Below are 18647 nucleotides of genomic sequence, written 5' to 3'. Positions count from 1 at the left end.
ATTAGGCCAGTACGTCGCCAACAACACAAGCATCCGGTAAGGTAACGACTGTTAAGCCGGTCTTTGGCTCGCCAGTTGACAATACCATACCTTCTGATACGCCAAATTTCATCTTGCGCGGGGCAAGGTTGGTCACGCAAATCACTTTCCTATTAATCAATTGCTCAGGCTCATAAAACTTGCGAATACCGCTAAATACGTTACGTGGCTTATCTTCGCCAACATCTAGCGTGAACTGTAGTAACTTATCAGCACCTTCCACATGGTTACACTCTAAAACGTGTGCGACTTTCATCTCAACTTTGGCAAAGTCTTCGATACCAATATAGTCAGTTTGCTCAGCACCTGCATTTGTTGCAGGTGTTTTGTCTTTTGCGGCAGGCTTACTATTGTCAGTCGCAGCAGGAGCGTCTGCTTGAGTTAAGGATGCTTTAGAATCTTCGACCATCGCTTCGATATCTTTTTCTTCGATACGTTGCATTAATGGTTTGAACTTATTGATTTTATGACCTAGTAACCACTCATTACGACTGGCAAAACTTAAGTCATCAAGGTTCAAAAACACTTTGGCATTATTAGTCAATTCAGGTAGCACTGGCGCAAGATAAACCATTAATTGACGGAAGATATTGATAGCGACTGAGCAGACGTCTTGAACCTCTTGCTCAGTACCTTCCAATTTCGCTAATGACCATGGTTTTTTGGCATCGATGTATTCGTTGGCTTTGTCCGCACATTGCATAATTAAACGCATAGCACGTGAGAATTCACGATTCTCATAGGCAGCAGCAATCTCATCGCCCGTTTTGGTGATGTCTTCTAACAGCTCTGACTCGACGCAAATTTCTGACAGCATGCCGTCGTACTTCTTAACCAAGAACCCTGCACTACGACTGGCGATATTGACGACTTTACCAACCAAGTCAGAGTTGACCTTTTGCATAAAGTCTTCTAAGTCTAAGTTAATGTCTTCAACTTTATCAGACAGTTTGCTGGCAAAGTAATAACGCAGATATTCAGGATGTAAGTGCTCAGCATACGTCTCGGCTTTGATAAAAGTACCGCGTGACTTACTCATTTTTTCGCCATTGACCATCAAGAAACCATGGGCAAAGACGCCAGTCGGCGTACGCAGTTCACTACCTGCTAGCATCGCTGGCCAAAACAAGGCATGGAAGTAAACGATGTCTTTACCGATGAAGTGATAAACTTCGGTTTTGTGCTCGTTTTCTTGTGCCCAGTAGCGGTCAAAATCAAGCGCTTGCTCTGTTCCCGCACGCTTATCACATAGGTTTTTAAAGCTTGCCATGTAGCCAACTGGCGCATCAAGCCAGACATAAAAATATTTGTCTGGCTCATCGCTTGGGGTATCTGGAATTTGAAAACCGAAGTAGGGCGCATCGCGCGAGATATCCCAGCTGGTAAGTCCTGCATCAAACCATTCTTGTAGCTTGTTGGCGACTGAGGTTTGCAAACGATTGTCACTGCGCGTCCAGTCCTGTAAGAACTGCTCAAACTCTGGCAAATCAAAGAAATAATGCTTAGAAGTTTTAAGGACAGGGGTTGCATCAGACAGTGTCGAATGTGGGTCTTTTAGATCCGTTGCATCATAAGTGGTGCCACATACTTCACAGTTATCGCCGTACTGGTCTGGTGAATCACACTCTGGACAAGTACCTTTGACAAAGCGATCAGCTAGAAATAATTGCTTTTCAGGATCAAATAGTTGCTCGACATCCTTTGTGCTGATATGACCAGCATCATTGAGACGACGATAAATCAGCTCAGAGAACTGTTTGTTTTCTTCTGAATGAGTGCTGTGATAATTATCAAAATTGATCAGGAACTTTGAAAAATCCGCTTCGTGTGAGGCTTTGACTGAGGCAATTTGCTCTTCTGGCGTGACGCCATTGGCTTCTGCTTTGAGCATGATTGCCGTACCGTGTGCATCATCCGCGCAGACATAGGTGACCTGATGGCCTTGCGCTTTCATCGCACGTACCCAAATGTCGGTCTGAATATATTCTACAAGATGCCCCAAATGGATATAGCCATTGGCGTAGGGCAGCGCACTGGTTACTAGAATCTCACGCACAAAATCACCTATATTTTTATATAAACGGGTTAGTTATCGAACATCTTAAGCGGCTCATCGCTCATCGATGTGACATCGTTAATGCTAAAAACTTCTAAAAATAATAAAAAATCCAAAAGTGTGCCTATGATACCGTAATTCAGATAATTTTGTGATATTCCTTGGTAATTACTTCTCATTTGGCAAGCATTTATTAGCCATGAACGATAGGTTTACACCGCATGTTGATGGTCATAAACCAGCCATAAAAAACCCATCTGGGAATTGAGTTTTTAGGCTACTGAAATCTATCGATGGGAAAACCACATAGGTCAATATAGCGTTCAAGCCAATGACCAATATCAGCGGAATCATGGCAACGGTGAATGAAGTGTGATGAGTGTTTAATACCTCAGCTTCTTTTGCAGCCGCTCCAACGCCGCCTACATCCTCTTCATCATGCTGACCATAACCTTCCCCCGCTGCATTGGCTTTTTTGGCACGTGACTGAAGCCACAACCAACCACAGATAAACATGATTGTACCGCCAATGATACCCAAGATAGGCGCGGCAAATACGTTGGTATTGTAGTAAGGAATTGGAATAGCGTTTTGAATAGCTGGCGTGCCTGGCAGTGCAGTCATTGTAAAGGTAAATGACCCTAGGGCAATGGCAGCAGGAATCAAACGTTTTGGAATATCGGCTGCTCTGAACAAGTCCTTGGCAATAGGATAAATGGCAAAAGCCACCACAAACAGTGATACCCCGCCATAGGTCAAAATAGCACAGACCAAAATCACCGCAAGAATGGCCTTGCTGGCACCGAGCTTTTCGACAACGGTATTGGCGATGGCAGTTGCCGCACCAGAGTCTGCCATCAAACGCCCAAACAATGCCCCTAGCAAGAATATAGGGAAGAATTTGAGTAAGAACCCACTTAACGCGCCCATAAAGACATCGGTATAAGCGGAGATGGTGTTTAAAAAATCACCTGATAGTAAGACTGCTAGCGTCGCCATAATCGGTGCTAAGATCAGCACAGAATAACCGCGATAAGCAAAAAACATGAGTAATAATAGGGTAATGACAATCGCAAATTTACTAAACATGATAGCCCTCCTTGGCAAAATTAAGACAGCGTGTATGTCGCGCTTATCGATGTAGGTCAATAAAATTAATCAAAAAACCTTATTTATTGTATTTTATTAAACATAAATCCAGTTGAGATATTACTGAAGGATAAGGAATACTTTGTTGACTCGCGTCCTCTTGGGGTTATTTTCTAATCACTAAGCAACTAGGCGCTACGAAAATAATATGTTAAGTTAGCATAAGTATTTTGTACGTGATATACCGATATAATATGTATTGATTTAAATTTAAAACAGTCAATGCGCTATTGATTGGCACAATAAATAAATCATGATAGATAATGGACGTTAATAACAAAAACAGACTTGCAAGGAGACAAGCATGAGTCAATCAAAAGTATATAGCAGTGCCGAAGAAGCGCTAAAAGGTGTGGTCAGTGATGGGCAAACGCTCGCGATCGGTGGCTTCGGTCTATGCGGTATTCCAGAAGCATTAATCAAAGCGCTGCGTGATAGCAAAGTCAAAGAGCTGACCTGTATCAGTAATAACGCTGGTGTCGATGACTTCGGTCTAGGACTATTGCTACAGACACGTCAAATCAAAAAAATGATTTCATCTTATGTGGGCGAGAACAAAGAGTTTGAGCGCCAGTACTTGGCAGGCGAGTTAGAAGTTGAGTTGACGCCACAAGGGACATTAGCTGAAAAATTGCGCTCAGGCGGTGCTGGTATTCCTGCGTTTTATACTGCAACAGGCGTAGGTACGTTGGTTGCTGAAGGCAAAGAGACTCGTGATTTTGATGGTCGTACTTATGTGCTAGAGCATTCATTGCGCGCAGATGTCGCACTAATCAAAGCACAGAAAGCCGATAAAGCGGGTAATTTGATGTTCAATAAAACAGCTCGTAACTTTAACCCAGACTGTGCAATGGCGGGTAAAATCACGATTGTCGAAGTTGAAGAGATTGTAGAGACGGGCACATTTGATCCAGATGAAGTGCATCTACCGGGTATCTTTGTTCAACGTATTGTATTGAATAATAGCCCTGAAAAACGCATCGAAAAAACCACGACTAAAGCTTAACTATGTTTGAAACTAATAATCAGTTTTTATATTCATGACAGTTTAGATAGCTCATCGTTTAGATAAGTAAAAATAGAATATCGTAAAAAATAAGGAAATCAGCATGGCATGGACAAGAGAGCAAATGGCGCAACGCGCTGCAAAAGAGCTACAAGATGGCTATTATGTCAACTTAGGCATTGGTCTACCAACGCTAGTCGCTAACTATATTCCTGAAGGCGTAGACGTATGGCTACAATCAGAGAACGGCTTGCTGGGTATTGGTGAGTTCCCTACATTAGATGCCGTCGATGCCGATCTGATTAATGCGGGCAAGCAAACCGTGACCGCAGAAGCAGGGGCCAGTTATTTTAGTAGTTCAGAGTCCTTTTCGATGATTCGCGGCGGTCATGTCAACTTGGCAATATTGGGCGCAATGGAAGTCTCAGAAAAAGGCGATCTTGCTAACTGGATGATTCCCAAAAAGATGGTCAAAGGCATGGGTGGTGCGATGGACTTGGTTGCAGGCGTACAGCGCGTGATTGTCCTAATGGAACAAGTCAATAAACACGGCGACCCAAAAATTCTGGCCAATTGCGAACTACCATTGACGGGTAAAGGCGTGGTTGATCGTATCATCACTGAGCTTGCCGTATTAGACGTTACTGACAGCGGGTTAAAATTGGTTGAGCTGGCAGATGGTGTGAGCTTTGATGAGTTACAAGAAAAAACGCCCGTCAACATTATCCAGTAATGTGATTGCCTTAAAATCAATGAGCTTCATCCCGCAGATAAATACGCCACTATAATTATAGTGGCGTATTCATTCAGTTCTATTTTTATAAAAATTAATAGTATTTTAGACCATTATAAGGAATATGTATGGCGACTCAATTACAACAAGATTTGACAGGCAAAGTAGCATTGGTCACTGGCTCTGCAAGTGGTATCGGACGTGACATCGCTGAGACTTATGCCAAAGCAGGCGCGGCAGTTGGTATTGCTGATATCAATCTTGAAGCAGCTCAGAAAACCGTTGATGCGATTGAAGCTGCTGGTGGACGTGCTCTCGCGATTGCCATGGATGTGACGTCAGAAGATGCGGTAAATGACGGTGTACAGCAGCTAGTTGATACTTTTGGTGGCATTGATATTTTGGTTTCGAATGCCGGTATTCAGATCATTGATCCTATCGATAAGATGGCATTTAGCGATTGGAAAAAAATGCTTAACATCCATTTGGATGGTGCATTTTTGACCACTAAAGCCGCGATTAAGCACATGTATAAAGGCGATAAAGGTGGCACGGTCATTTATATGGGTTCTGCTCATTCACATGAGGCTTCATTATATAAAGCGCCTTATGTTACCGCCAAGCACGGATTACTAGGTCTGTGTCGTGTACTCGCCAAAGAAGGTGCAGCACACAAAGTACGTTCGCATGTGATTTGTCCAGGCTTTGTCAAAACACCTTTGGTAGAAAAGCAAATCCCCGAGCAGGCAGCTGAAAAGGGCATCAGTGAAGAGTCAGTGATCAACGATATTATGCTGGTGAACACAGTAGATAAAGAATTTACCACGGTGGAAGACATTGCCCAATTGGCACTATTTTTAGCCGCTTTTCCAACCAACGTATTTACCGGACAATCTATCGTGGCCAGCCATGGTTGGTTTATGAATTAAGCGATATATGTAAATGCTAAAAACCACAAAGTCAGACCTACTGGCGTTGTGGTTTTTTTATGCGTTCAATTCAGCTACACTAGCACGATAAAAGGTTTGGCTAAATGGCTCTATCGGCTCACCACCAGCATGTGTTAGATATGCTGCGATATGCCTTAAGCAGTTTGCCACACCTATCCACTTGTATAGGCAACAATAGTCGCTATGTTTAATTTTATGAAAAAAAAGCCCACAGAAGAAACGCCGCAGTTGCAAGCGGAACGAGACAGCGCTGTCGATAAGGTATTGCTGGGTTACGAGATAAACTCGGTCAGTATTACCACCATGGTCACCGGCCTTGAGCGTAAAGGCGATGCACTCACGTTAGACTTGCGTCTGCCGAAAGATAGTAATCCTGAAGCTATCCAACAGGAGCTGGGACAGTTGCTACATCCGCATGGCATTACCACGATTCATATGAATGTGCGTCTGCCAGCGCCAGAAAAAGGCTCAGGTTCAAGCTTACCAAAGGCAATGCCAAAAACGACTGACGCGATGGTGTCTCAATCTAAACCATCATCGAACGTTGATAGCAGTGCTAACAATACCGATGCTGAGCCAACAATCACTAAAGCAGCACCAACACAAGCCTCATTAGCAGCGCATCCTCGTATTCGTCATATCATCGTGGTAGCATCAGGCAAAGGCGGTGTTGGTAAATCGACAACGACAGTCAATATCGCGTTGGCATTGCAAAAGCTTGGTAATCGTGTTGGTGTGCTTGATGCTGACATTTACGGCCCTAGTATGCCAACCATGTTAGGCGTTGCTGACGTAAAACCGCAGTTAGAAAACGAGCAATTCGTACCGGTCGATGCGCACGGTATGGCAATGCTCTCTATCGGTAGTTTGCTCGATGGAGATAATACGCCGGTTGCATGGCGTGGACCAAAAGCCACGGGTGCATTGATGCAGCTATATAATCAAACCAACTGGCCGCAGCTAGACTATTTAGTAATTGATATGCCGCCTGGTACGGGTGATATACAGTTGACATTGGCGCAGCGTATTCCAGTCACAGGTGCTGTCATTATCACGACACCGCAGCATGTTGCCCTGCTTGATGCACAAAAAGGCGTTGAGATGTTTAACAAAACCAACATTCCTGTGCTGGGTGTGGTTGAAAACATGGCGCTACATACCTGTAGCAACTGTAACCATACCGAAGCGATCTTTGGGTCTGGCGGCGGTGAGTTTATCGCTGAGCAGTATCAGGTGCCACTACTGGGTCAGTTGCCACTTGCGAGTGGTATTCGTGCGCAAGTAGATAAAGGCATACCGAGTGTCTTGGCTGATGATGAGTTTGCGAGCTACTATGTGAGCATTGCAAAAAATATCGAAGCCAATATTAACAAATTTGCCAAACCTATTGATGACAAGCGGATTTTTTAGCGAGTATTGATAACAATAGCTGTAAAGAATAAAAATGATATAAGGTGATGGTGGTTTGAATATCCTGAAGTCAATGTGGGATAAAAAAGCAAGTAGGATAAAACAGCCATCACGCTATAAATTTTGCCATCACTTCCGTATAATCGTCGCTATTAAATATTTGCTAAGGAACAACAATGTCTATTAAGTCTGACCGCTGGATTCGTAAAATGGCCGAAGAGCACGGCATGATTGAGCCATACGAGCCGGGTCAAGTACGTTTTAATGATGCAGGCGAGCGTTTGGTTAGCTACGGCACCTCAAGCTACGGTTATGATGTGCGCTGTGCTCCTGAATTTAAAGTTTTTACCAATGTACATTCAGTGGTCGTTGATCCTAAGAACTTCGATGATAAAAGCTTTATCGATATCGTTGGTGACGAGTGTATCATTCCACCTAACTCGTTTGCTTTAGCACGTACTATGGAGTACTTCCGTATTCCACGTGATGTATTGACTATTTGCCTAGGTAAGTCAACTTACGCGCGCTGCGGTATTATTGTCAACGTAACGCCGCTTGAGCCTGAGTGGGAAGGGCACGTCACTTTAGAGTTTAGTAATACGACTAATTTACCAGCCCGTATCTATGCTGGTGAAGGCGTTGCGCAAATGCTGTTCTTCCAAAGTGATGCTGATGATGTTTGTGAGACCAGCTACAAAGACCGCGGTGGTAAATACCAAGGTCAACGTGGCGTGACACTGCCAAGAACCTAATCAGTAGGCGTCCGTTTAAAAGCTTATCAGTTATAGAAAGTTAATAAGCCTTTAAATAGTTAATAAAAAAGCTAGTCATATTAAATATGGCTAGCTTTTTTATTGGGTTAAATAGAACTGTTCTAAGGTTCTATTTATTTCAAGATTTTCTACTTTAAGACCTTTAAACCCGCTTTATTATCGCGCTTTGGTTTAGGCGCTTTAGCAGGACTGTTGTTAGACATTGGTGCTGAGTCGTCTTCTGGCTGATAGTTGTCATACTCGTTAGGATCAAAGAACATACCCTGTGAGTTCTCTTTTGCATAGATACCCATCACCGCAGTAAGCGGTACCCAGATTTCTTGTGATACACCACCGAAGCGTGCGCTAAAATGAATATAGTCGTTTTCCATACTCATGTTACCAGTAGCACGGCTGGCAATATTTAATACGATACGACCGTCTTGCACATGTTCGGTTGGTATTTGCACATTGTCAGCCGTGGCATCGACCATCAAGTATGGTGTCAGAGCGTTGTCTTCTATCCATTGATATAGTGCGCGTACCATATAAGGACGGGTAGGTGTAATAGAGGTGGTTTCGCTCATCTAATGATTTCCTATACTAATAATTTTTAATAATTGAAAAATATCTCGTTTAGCAATTTATCACATGACAAATGCTAATTAACGTCTATCTTATTTATACTTTATTTTAGGACAGCTTTCGATACTTGTCTAATCAACGCACGCTTTTTTGGAAGCTACTACGCTCAAACACTCTCGTTTGGTATTCGAACAATGGACGGCTAATGGCACGTGGCAGCTCAATCCCCATCTCATCTAATCGCCATAATAGTGGTGCTAATAACACGTCACACCAACCAAACTCATCAGCCATAAAATAAGGCTTATGAGCGAACAGCGGTGACAGAGTAATCAACGAATCACTAAGCTGTTTTTTGGCAACGGCAGCCTGTGCTTTATTAAAGCTATCTGGATGCGTCAGCAGACGCTTGCCAAGTACTAACCAATCACGTTGAATGCGCCAAGCCAGTTGGCGAAACTGTGCACGCTCTTGCGGTGTCTCAGGGAGCAGTTTGTTTGTGTGATAACGCTCTTCAAGGTACTCAAAAATGACGTTAATCTCATAAAGCGCAATCTCACGCTGCTGCAATACAGGCAAGGTATGATAGGGGTTTAGCTCAGTCAAATCTTCAGGGCGCTCAGAATGTAAGCGAGACAAATAGTAAGCGAGCTTTTTTTCTTCAAGTAATAGGCGTACCACATGACTGTCGTAGCCGTCATCAGCATACAAAATTAGCTGACTACTTGGAATGTCATTCGCATCAATCATGAAAGCCTAATGTTAATAGTGAAGGTTGTCATCGTAAACAAACTCGCAACGTTTATCAAGGTAGTGTGCGTAAACATTAGCGCTGAGCGACTTATTTTCCGGCTTATCTAGTATTTATGCTCTATATCAAGGCAGAAAAAAGCACTACCGAAGTAGTGCCTTTTTTAATTCGAAGAACTATCTGCTGACTATGACTTATTTAACATCTTTCCAGAACTCTTTATTTAATAAGTAAACTGGTATGAGCAGTACTAATAAGAATAGAATGACGAAGAAACCAATTACTTGACGGTCGTGACGAGCAGGTTCACCCATCCACGCCATAAAGTTAACCAAGTCACCAACTTCAGATTCAAACTCTTCTTGGCTCAACTCTTCTTGCATATTATGCAATACGTGAGGCATCGCTGCATTGGCCAGTACTAAGTTGTTTGCACCCCAAGGACGGCTTGGATCTTCATAGAACGATAGTAGGTAAGTATATACCCAGTCGTCGCCACGTAGACGTGTCTCAAGTGATAGATCAGGCGGCGCTGCGCCAAACCAAGATGCTTGAATCTCAGGATCTATCTCAGCAGTAATGTGGTCACCGATTTGATCGGTAGTAACCATCAAATACTTTTCAACCAACTCAGGCGGTATCTCTAAATCTTTAGCAATGCGCGAATGACGAACGTACTTGGCTGAGTGACACCCAGCACAGTAGTTCATAAAGATCTTCGCGCCGTTTTGTAGTGAGCCCTTATTGGTAAAATCAATAGGAGCTGTACTACAAGCCAGGTGTTCATCAACGCCATCTGCATTGGTGAATGTACCGCAGCCACTGCCTGAAGCCATTGCCGTACCAGCAGTCAAGGTTAATGCCGCGCCTAAGCCTAGACCAGCTAGGGATTTAATTAGCGTGTTCATTAGTGACCTCCGGTAACGCGTTCTGGTGGCTGTTTACACTTCTCAATCGCAGTGTAGAAAGGCATCAGTAAGAAGAACAAGAAATATAGAATCGTGAATACACGAGCCATGATGGTTGCCGTTGGTGTAGCAGGCGTCGCACCCAAGTAGCCCAATACAACAAAGCTAATAGCAAAGACGGTCAGCGCAATCTTAGATAATATACCTTTGTAACGTATAGAGCGCACAGGAGACCTATCAAGCCATGGGATCAAGAACAGTACGGCAATCGCACCACCCATCGCAATCACGCCACCAAGCTTGTCAGGAACCGCACGTAAAATAGCGTAGAACGGCGTGTAGTACCATACTGGTGCAATATGTGCTGGTGTTTTCAGTGAGTTCGCTGTCTCAAAGTTTGGTGGTTCAAGGAAGAAACCGCCGCCTTCTGGGAAGAAGAATACCACTGCAAAGAAACAGATAAAGAACACTACGATACCAACCATGTCATGCACAGTGTAGTACGGATGGAATTCGATACCGTCTAATGGCACACCATTTTTATCTTTTAGCTTCTTAATATCGATGCCATCAGGGTTGTTCGAGCCCACATGATGCAATGCTACAATATGCATGAATACTAAGCCTACCAGTACTAATGGAATAGCAACAACGTGTAGCGCAAAGAAACGGTTTAGAGTAATACCAGAGATGATATAGTCACCACGTACCCATTCAGCAAGGCCATCACCAATAACAGGTAGAGCTGCAGGTAAGTTCAAGATAACCTGAGCACCCCAGAATGACATGTTGCCCCAAGGTAGTAGGTAACCGAAGAAACCTTCTGCCATAAGTGCTAGGTAGATACCCATACCGATGAGCCAGATAAGCTCACGAGGTTTTTGGTATGAACCATATAGCAAGGCTCTAAACATATGCAGGTATACAACGACGAAAAACGCAGATGCGCCGGTTGAGTGCATATAGCGAATGAGCCAACCACCTTTTACGTCACGCATGATGTATTCAACAGACGCAAATGCCCCTTCGGCACTTGGGTTGTACATCATCGTAAGCCATATACCAGTCACCAATTGGTTGACCAGTACGATCATTGATAGCACGCCAAAGAAGTACCAAAAGTTAAAGTTCTTTGGTGCGTAGTACTTTGACATATGGTATTCATAGGTTTCGGTCGCTGGAAAACGCGCGTCCACCCAATGCATTAACTTTTTACCCATACTCATATCAAGCCTCCCCAACCGTCAAGATGGTACCATCCATACCATATTCTGGAACGGGTAAATTAAGTGGTGCAGGAACGCCGCTATATACGCGACCTGCTAAGTCATATTTTGACCCGTGACACGGACAGAAAAATCCGCCGTACCAATCATTACCACCTAAATCCACCGCGCCCACATCAGGACGGTAGTTTGGTGCACAGCCCAAATGTGTGCAAACGCCTTCGACCACCAATACGGTTGGATCTAAAGAGCGAGTAGGATTTTTGCAATATTCAGGTTGTAGAGACGCATCAGACTCAGGATCAGATAATAGAGGTTTGACTGACTCTAGTCCTGCAACCATGTCTTCGGTGCGCTTAACCACATAAATAGGTTTACCACGGTATTTGACGACGATCATTTGTCCATCTTCGATAGAACCAATATCTTGGGTCACTGCAGCCCCTGCAGCCTCAGCTTTAGCGCTTGGGTACCAAGAACGGACAAAAGGTGTCGCCACGGCAGCTACCCCAGCTGCACCAATCGCGGCAGTTGAGGCAATAAGAACTCTACGGCGTTGTACATTAACGCCTTCGGCTTGGCTCATTAATACTTCCTCCAGGTGAATGAAATGGGATTATCCCACACTGGGTTTGTGGCTTAGAAAATATACAATATCAAGCCACTTTAGCTGTGCCTAATTTTGCTAATTGTTGCTATTCTAAGCTATTTCGGTGATAAAATAAATTATTGCGTTAAAAATAAAGCAACCTCAATAGGACATATTAGAAGGTTGAATATGATAATCAAACCAAAACAGTTGGATTATCAACGCTTAACGCTAACTTTGCTTTAACAAGGATTATGATGTGATGACCTTATAAATAATAAGGATTTTCAGCAATAGCGAATGATACTTGAAATTAAGGTAATGTTCACTAACTTTCACCATCTAACTACTTTGTAAGTTGCTGTAAAACAAATATCACCACTCTATATAATAAAGTGGTGATGCCTTCACAATGATTAATAATGTTTTGTCAGACTATCAGAAACTTGTTTATCGAAATAAGCAATGCAAAATACACATGCGATATTCCAATAAACTCAGCTAGAGAGTTGCCAATACTAGCCTTCAAGCTCGCTCCAGCGTTCAAGCTTGTGCATCATCTCATCTTCAATGGTTAAGAGACGCTCACTAGCAGCTGTCGCCGCATCAAAGTCGGTATTGAACCAAGAGCCATCGGCCAGCTTTTCTTGCAATTGAGCTTGTTCGGCTTCGAGTGCAGCGATTTCTTTTGGCAAGTTATCCAGTTCGCGTTGATCATTATAATTTAGCTTTTTGGCTGCCTTATTTGGTTTCGCTGCTGTGCCAGACTTGTTTGTCGCTTTATTGCTTGCTGCATTGTTGGCAGGTGCTTTTGCAGCACGAGATGCTTCTTCGCGGTTCTTTTGTACGAGGTACTCTTGATAACCACCTACATACTCACTGACCACTCCTTTGCCATCTTCATCTTCGCCAAACACCCACGTAGAGGTAACGACGTTGTCCATGAATGAACGATCATGACTGATCAGCAAAATCGTACCACCAAAGCTGGCGACTGACTCTTCTAATAGCTCAAGTGTTGCCATATCCAAATCGTTGGTTGGCTCATCGAGTACTAAGATATTGGCAGGTTTTAATAACTGTTTAGCCAGTAGTACTCGGTTACGCTCACCACCAGACAAGGCTTTGACAGGTGTACGTGCGCGCTCTGGAGCAAATAAGAAATCTTGCAAGTAGCTCATGATATGCGTCTTACGACCGCCAACTTCGACAAAGTCAGAGCCTTCCGAAACGTTTTGTGCAACGCTCGCTTCAAGGTCCAATTGATCACGCAGCTGATCGAAAAATGCGATTTTCAGATTAGTACCTAATTCGACGCTACCAGACTTGGTAACTTCGTCATCAGACATATCGAGTAGGGCTTTAATAAGCGTAGTTTTACCCGCACCGTTAGGGCCGACAATACCAATCTTATCTCCACGCATAATAGTGGTCGTAAAATCATCTACTAGTACGTTGCCGTCATATTCAAGATGTAAGTTTTTGACTTTACAGACAAGCTTACCGCTTTTCTCGCCTTGACCCATGGTGATGTTTACATTGCCCACTTGCTCACGGCGATCGCTACGCTCTTCACGTAAGGCTTTTAGTTCACGTACACGGCCCTCATTACGAGTGCGACGTGCTTTGATACCTTGGCGAATCCAAACTTCTTCTTGTGCCAGTTTTTTATCAAAGTTGGCATTGTTCTTTTCTTCAGCCTGTAACTGTAGCTCTTTTAGCTCTTGATAGCGCGCGTAACCACCTTCGCCTTGCGTCACGTCATAGCTGGTCAATTGGCCACGGTCAAGCTCAATAATGCGAGTCGATAGTTTATTGACGAATGCTCTATCATGAGTCACGAACAACAACGTCAGGCCTTGCCAATCGAGCAAAAAGCGCTCTAACCATTCGATACTTTCAACATCCAAATGGTTGGTTGGCTCATCTAGGAGTAGCACATCAGGCTTAGTGACTAGCGCACGAGCGAGTAACACGCGGCGTTTACGACCACCAGATAGGGATGATAAGTCGTCTTCTGGATTAAGGCCCATGGTCGTAATCAGACGCATGGCATCGCGTTCTAAGTCCCAGCCATGTACCGCATCGATATCATGTTGTAGGGTCGCCATGTGCTCACAGGCATCCATATCGCCATTCGCACACATATCGACCTGCTTATTATAGTTAATGAGCAAATCAGCCGTGCGACGACTACCGCCCATAACGATGTCTAATATGCGACCACTGGTCTCGGGAACGTCTTGTTCTAGCATCGCTACACGCATGCTACTGTTGGTAATAATCTCGCCACTGTCAGGCTGCAATGAGCCATTGATCAGTTTAAACAAAGTGGATTTACCTTCGCCGTTGCGGCCAATCAAGCACACACGCTCGCCTGTATTGATAGAAAAATCAATACCATCAAGAACAGGCGCGATGCCAAAGGCTAAGTGAATGTCTTTTAAATGAATCAGTGCCATAGAGTATCTTAAGCTTATATAATAGTGAGGTAGGGGTTGTTGCAAAATTGCCTGCAGTATAACATGCCACCACGTTACTGTAGTGCGAGTAAATAGTTTTATCAGTACTATTTATTGCTTTTACTAACTGCTCCTATTCCATGACTATGTTTGTAGGTTTATCTCTAATCTACAGTACCTCTCAACAATCCATCCTTTCAATTTAATACTTAATATAATTTAGAGAAAAATATGAACCAACCTAGAATTACAGATGATACTTCTGATATTCAAAATGATTTGCAAGCCCAAGTAATCGATTTGCAAATGAGCCTCGCGCATCTTGAAGTGACCGTCGAACGACTGGATGACGTAATCACGCGACAAGACAGAGATATTCATACGCTGCAACGTCAATTACAGCTGATTTATAAACAGATTGAAGGTCAAGATACGGAAAGCGGTATTGCAACATTTGATGTAATGGCAGACAGACCGCCACATTATTAATGAGTAGAATTTGGAAAGAAAGCATCTAATAGCGGGAAGTATATACGTATTTTTATATATAGATACTGTCTGATGACTATGTGGTCATAACATAGAAATAATGTGTTTTTGTAGTTGTTTTAGTGTTAAAAAGTCTTTACTATCTCCCACCTCGGATGCTGATTACCTATTAATTAATACTTGGTAAAACAGTAAAACAATGCGGATGTTTGGAGATATAAAATGCGCCACACCTTTCATTTAAAAACTCTTGCAGTAGCTGTTGCTACTCTTTCTGTTGCTAGCGTCGCTAGTGCTGCTGGCCTTGATCGCTCAGGCCAAGATATCACCGCATTCCTACAAGACGGCACGTATGCAGAAGCTGTCTACACTTATATCGATGCTGATGTTACTGGTAAAGATACCTCAGGTAATAAGATCGATGACATCGCAGAGTCTTATGATTTTTTCCGTTATGGCGTAAAAACAGATATCAACGATACATTCAGTGTTGGTATCTTATATGATGAGCCTTTTGGTGCAGCAGCCGATTACACTGGAAATAATAACTTTGTAGGCGCACCAACTGATGCTGTTAATAATATTATTGCATCGCGTCTAGGTGGATTAGGCGTTAATAATGTAGAAGAGTTGAAAGGTTTAGTTGAAGGTACTCAAAACCAGTTAACTGCTGCTGAAACTCGTTTAAATGCAGTTAGAGAGCAAGTAAGACAAGCCCAAGCAGCTGTTAATCAAAACCCAGCACTTGAGCCTGCACTGCGTCCACAGATTAATGCTGGTTTAGCAGGTATCGCCGCTGGCGAAACGCAGCTAGCAGAAGGTCAAGCACAGTTAAATCAACTTGAGCAATTAGAAGGCTTTGCGGATGGTCGCCTTGCGAATGATGAAGGCACAAATGTTGAAGTCCGTAGCGAAAGCATCACAGGTATCCTAGGTGCTAAGTTTGGTCAAAACAAAGAATTCCAAGTGTACGGTGGTCCTGTTGTTCAGCGTATCAAAGCTGATGTAAGTCTTCGTGGTAGTGCCTATAGTGCTGCTACAGGCTATACCGCTCATATTAGTCCTGATACCGACTATGGCTATATCGCTGGTATATCTTATAGTAAACCTGAAATTGCTCTAAAGGCGGCTTTGACCTATCGTTCTGAAATTGACCACAGCTCGAATATCGATGAGATATATCCAGTAGTAGCAGCTTTAGGTGGTGAAGCGAATCAAGGTAATACGCTAGATATTACTACACCTAAATCAGTTAACTTCGATTTCCAAACTGGTATTAACCCTACAACCTTAGCAACTGCCAAAGTACGCTGGGTACCATGGAGTGATTTTGCAATCGTTCCACCACTTTATAATGAAGTAAGCAAGCAAGCAACTAATGATGATAAAGGTTTATCTTTAGTCAGCTATGACGATGACCAATGGCAAGTAGAGTTAGGTCTGGCCAAACGCTTAGCGCCAGCATTGGCAGTAAGTGGTACTGTCGGTTGGGATAGTGGTGCTGGCAACCCTGTAACTTCATTGGGTCCTATCGAAGGCTACTATAGTGCAGGCTTAGGCGCTAAATACAACGTTACTGAGAACTGGGCCGTATCTGCCGGTGGTAAGTATCTATGGTTTGGTGATGCAGAAGGTCAGATTCCAACGAAAGCTATTGTGAGCGACTTCGAAAGCAACGATGGATTTGTACTTGGTGTAAAGGTTTCTTACCAAGCTCAGTAATTCATAGCTTAGTTATATAGTAAAACTCCTAAATGTTATTGATAAAAAAGCGATCCTTTAAGGGTCGCTTTTTTATTATGTATTTTTAAAAATCACATTAAAGACAAAAAGTAAACCACAGCATTTTATTTATATCTTATATGTACTGTTCAGTCATAATTGAGAAATAAAGCACTTTAAATGTTGTTTTAGTGTCAAAAAGACATTAGTATTCAACTTAGGACAAGACTTTAGTAATATCAATATCGAGCATAGCAATGCTACATAATGGTTATTAAAGTATTAATACAACAAGGACCGTTGGAGATACACAATGCGCACTACCTTTCATTTGAAAACCCTCGCAGTAGCTATTGCTACTCTCTCTGTTGCTAGCGTAACCAACGCTGCTGGTCTGGATCGCTCAGGTCAAGATGTCACTGCCTTTTTTCAAGATGGCACTTACGCTGAAGCGGTCTATACTTATATTGACGCTGATGTAAGCGGCTACGATAGTGCGAATGTCAACCCTGGCCAAAATGACTATGAGCGCGGCAATAAAACGGGCGACATTGCTGAATCTTATGACTTCTTCCGTTATGGCGTAAAAGCAGATATTAACGATACTTTCAGTGTTGGTATCTTATACGATGAGCCATTTGGTGCTGCTGCTGAGTATACTCAAAGCAATTTTGTGGCAAGTGAAGACAGGAATGCTTCAGGAGGGGCTTTGGTAGGTGATGGTGTAGACCCACAGACTGCAGGTGCCATAGCACTAGCCGAAGCAAGTACTGCAGGTGAAAATACCAATGTAGAAGTTCGTAGCCAAAGCCTAACGGGTATCCTTGGTATGAAGTTCGGCGCGAATAAAAACTTCCAAATTTATGGTGGTCCAGTTGCTCAGCGTATCCAATCTGAAACCAAGCTGCGTGGCTTAGCTTATGGGCCTGCTAGTGGTTATACCTCAAACAGCAATCCTGATATGGATTACGGTTATATAGCAGGTATTGCCTATAGCAAGCCTGAAATTGCTCTAAAAGCAGCGTTGACTTATCGTTCTGAGATTGACCATGATATAGATATCTCTGAGAATTATCCTATAGCAGGTATTTTGGCTCAAGGAGCTGCTTTGCAGCAAGGAGCGACTCCAGCACAGGCAGCGGCTATAGGGGCTGCGGCTGCTAACCGGAACAGTAATTATGAGATTACAACCCCTAAATCAGTCAACTTTGATTTCCAAACAGGTATCAATCCGACTACTTTAGCAACGGCAAAAGTCCGTTGGGTACCATGGAGCGATTTTGCCATCACACCACCATTATATAATGACGTTAGTAAACGTAATTACGGCCCTGATGGTTTGGACTTGGTTGAATACGAAGATGACCAATGGCAAGTGGAGCTTGGTCTTGCCAAGCGTGTCGCGCCTGCACTTGCTATAAGTGGTACTGTGGGTTGGGATAGTGGTGCCGGTGATCCAACAACGTCGTTAGGTCCTGTCGATGGCTATTACAGCGTCGGTCTTGGTGCCAAATACAACGTGACGGAAAACTGGGCAGTGTCTGCTGGTGGTAAATACTTATGGTTCGGTGATGCAAAAGGTCGTCTACCTAGTGGAAAGATCGTTGGTGATTTCCAAGATAATGACGGCTTTATCGCTGGTGTGAAGCTATCTTATCAAGCGAGATAATTTGACTTTATAATAGCAACCTAACAAAGAGCGACCTATCATAGGTCGCTTTTTTATGGGCTTTCTATTACCTATTTGACTGTAAGTTCTCAAATATAGATAGAACAGCAAATATAATCTTTATAGTACTAATTCATATAGCACGACTACA

16 protein-coding genes are annotated in these 18647 nt (G+C 43.2%); 8 read left to right on the top strand and 8 right to left on the bottom strand.

All coding sequences use genetic code 11. From position 1 onward, the window contains the following. Nucleotide 1: 1 nt before the first annotated feature. On the bottom strand, nucleotides 2-2095 hold the full coding sequence (gene metG / locus CXF62_RS14530) for a methionine--tRNA ligase (RefSeq protein WP_102094936.1): 2094 nt from the start codon (nucleotides 2093-2095) through the stop codon (nucleotides 2-4). A gap of 231 nt (nucleotides 2096-2326) precedes the next feature. After that, entirely contained in the window at nucleotides 2327-3184 is an 858-nt protein-coding gene (locus CXF62_RS14525; RefSeq protein WP_228153261.1) for a GntP family permease, read from the bottom strand. Between the two features lie 364 nt (nucleotides 3185-3548). Between CXF62_RS14525 and CXF62_RS14520 the strand changes: the two genes are divergently transcribed. The 5 genes from CXF62_RS14520 (at nucleotide 3549) to dcd (ending at nucleotide 8095) form a co-directional block, all read left to right on the top strand. Continuing rightward, nucleotides 3549-4250: a CoA transferase subunit A gene (locus CXF62_RS14520; protein ID WP_102094935.1), complete on the top strand. Its 702-nt coding sequence runs from the start codon at nucleotides 3549-3551 to the stop codon at nucleotides 4248-4250. 103 nt (nucleotides 4251-4353) lie between these two features. Beyond that, complete coding sequence (locus tag CXF62_RS14515; RefSeq protein WP_102094934.1) at nucleotides 4354-4983, top strand: 3-oxoacid CoA-transferase subunit B; 630 nt, start codon at nucleotides 4354-4356, stop codon at nucleotides 4981-4983. Between the two features lie 128 nt (nucleotides 4984-5111). Next, a complete protein-coding gene (locus CXF62_RS14510; protein ID WP_102094933.1) occupies nucleotides 5112-5912 on the top strand; it encodes a 3-hydroxybutyrate dehydrogenase in 801 nt (266 codons plus the stop codon). A gap of 204 nt (nucleotides 5913-6116) precedes the next feature. Then, nucleotides 6117-7343, top strand: coding sequence for an iron-sulfur cluster carrier protein ApbC (apbC, locus tag CXF62_RS14505; protein ID WP_102094932.1), 1227 nt, complete (start codon nucleotides 6117-6119; stop codon nucleotides 7341-7343). A 176-nt stretch (nucleotides 7344-7519) separates the two neighbouring features. Then, nucleotides 7520-8095: a dCTP deaminase gene (gene dcd / locus CXF62_RS14500; protein WP_058024138.1), complete on the top strand. Its 576-nt coding sequence runs from the start codon at nucleotides 7520-7522 to the stop codon at nucleotides 8093-8095. A gap of 149 nt (nucleotides 8096-8244) precedes the next feature. Here the strand turns inward: dcd and CXF62_RS14495 are convergent, their stop codons facing one another. From CXF62_RS14495 to CXF62_RS14470, 6 genes are all read right to left on the bottom strand, one after another. Then, nucleotides 8245-8682 (bottom strand): ClpXP protease specificity-enhancing factor, encoded by a 438-nt coding sequence (locus CXF62_RS14495; protein WP_102094931.1) that lies wholly within the window; start codon nucleotides 8680-8682, stop codon nucleotides 8245-8247. A gap of 133 nt (nucleotides 8683-8815) precedes the next feature. Then, on the bottom strand, nucleotides 8816-9430 hold the full coding sequence (locus CXF62_RS14490; RefSeq protein WP_058024136.1) for a glutathione S-transferase N-terminal domain-containing protein: 615 nt from the start codon (nucleotides 9428-9430) through the stop codon (nucleotides 8816-8818). 195 nt (nucleotides 9431-9625) lie between these two features. Then, nucleotides 9626-10339 carry a cytochrome c1 gene (locus CXF62_RS14485; RefSeq protein ID WP_101205476.1) on the bottom strand — a complete coding sequence of 238 codons (714 nt, stop codon included), beginning with the start codon at nucleotides 10337-10339 and terminating at the stop codon, nucleotides 9626-9628. Then, on the bottom strand, nucleotides 10339-11559 hold the full coding sequence (locus tag CXF62_RS14480; protein WP_370587744.1) for a cytochrome b: 1221 nt from the start codon (nucleotides 11557-11559) through the stop codon (nucleotides 10339-10341). The genes CXF62_RS14485 and CXF62_RS14480 overlap by 1 nt, the downstream gene beginning before the upstream one ends. 7 nt (nucleotides 11560-11566) lie before the next feature. Continuing rightward, entirely contained in the window at nucleotides 11567-12151 is a 585-nt protein-coding gene (petA, locus tag CXF62_RS14475) for a ubiquinol-cytochrome c reductase iron-sulfur subunit (protein ID WP_057759305.1), read from the bottom strand. 521 nt (nucleotides 12152-12672) lie between these two features. Beyond that, complete coding sequence (locus CXF62_RS14470; protein ID WP_102094930.1) at nucleotides 12673-14616, bottom strand: ATP-binding cassette domain-containing protein; 1944 nt, start codon at nucleotides 14614-14616, stop codon at nucleotides 12673-12675. Nucleotides 14617-14847: 231 nt separating this feature from the next. Between CXF62_RS14470 and CXF62_RS14465 the strand changes: the two genes are divergently transcribed. The 3 genes from CXF62_RS14465 to CXF62_RS14455 all read left to right on the top strand — a co-directional run bounded on the left by CXF62_RS14465 (nucleotide 14848) and on the right by CXF62_RS14455 (nucleotide 18496). Beyond that, nucleotides 14848-15105, top strand: coding sequence for a SlyX family protein (locus CXF62_RS14465; protein ID WP_102094929.1), 258 nt, complete (start codon nucleotides 14848-14850; stop codon nucleotides 15103-15105). Nucleotides 15106-15327: 222 nt separating this feature from the next. Next, a complete protein-coding gene (locus CXF62_RS14460; RefSeq protein WP_102094928.1) occupies nucleotides 15328-16827 on the top strand; it encodes an outer membrane protein transport protein in 1500 nt (499 codons plus the stop codon). A 313-nt stretch (nucleotides 16828-17140) separates the two neighbouring features. Continuing rightward, nucleotides 17141-18496, top strand: coding sequence for an outer membrane protein transport protein (locus tag CXF62_RS14455; RefSeq protein WP_102094927.1), 1356 nt, complete (start codon nucleotides 17141-17143; stop codon nucleotides 18494-18496). Nucleotides 18497-18647: the final 151 nt, after the last annotated feature.

It is taken from the genome of Psychrobacter sp. MES7-P7E, assembly GCF_002863645.1.
Classification (GTDB): domain Bacteria; phylum Pseudomonadota; class Gammaproteobacteria; order Pseudomonadales; family Moraxellaceae; genus Psychrobacter.
This window is presented reverse-complemented; position numbering and strand designations above follow the sequence as displayed.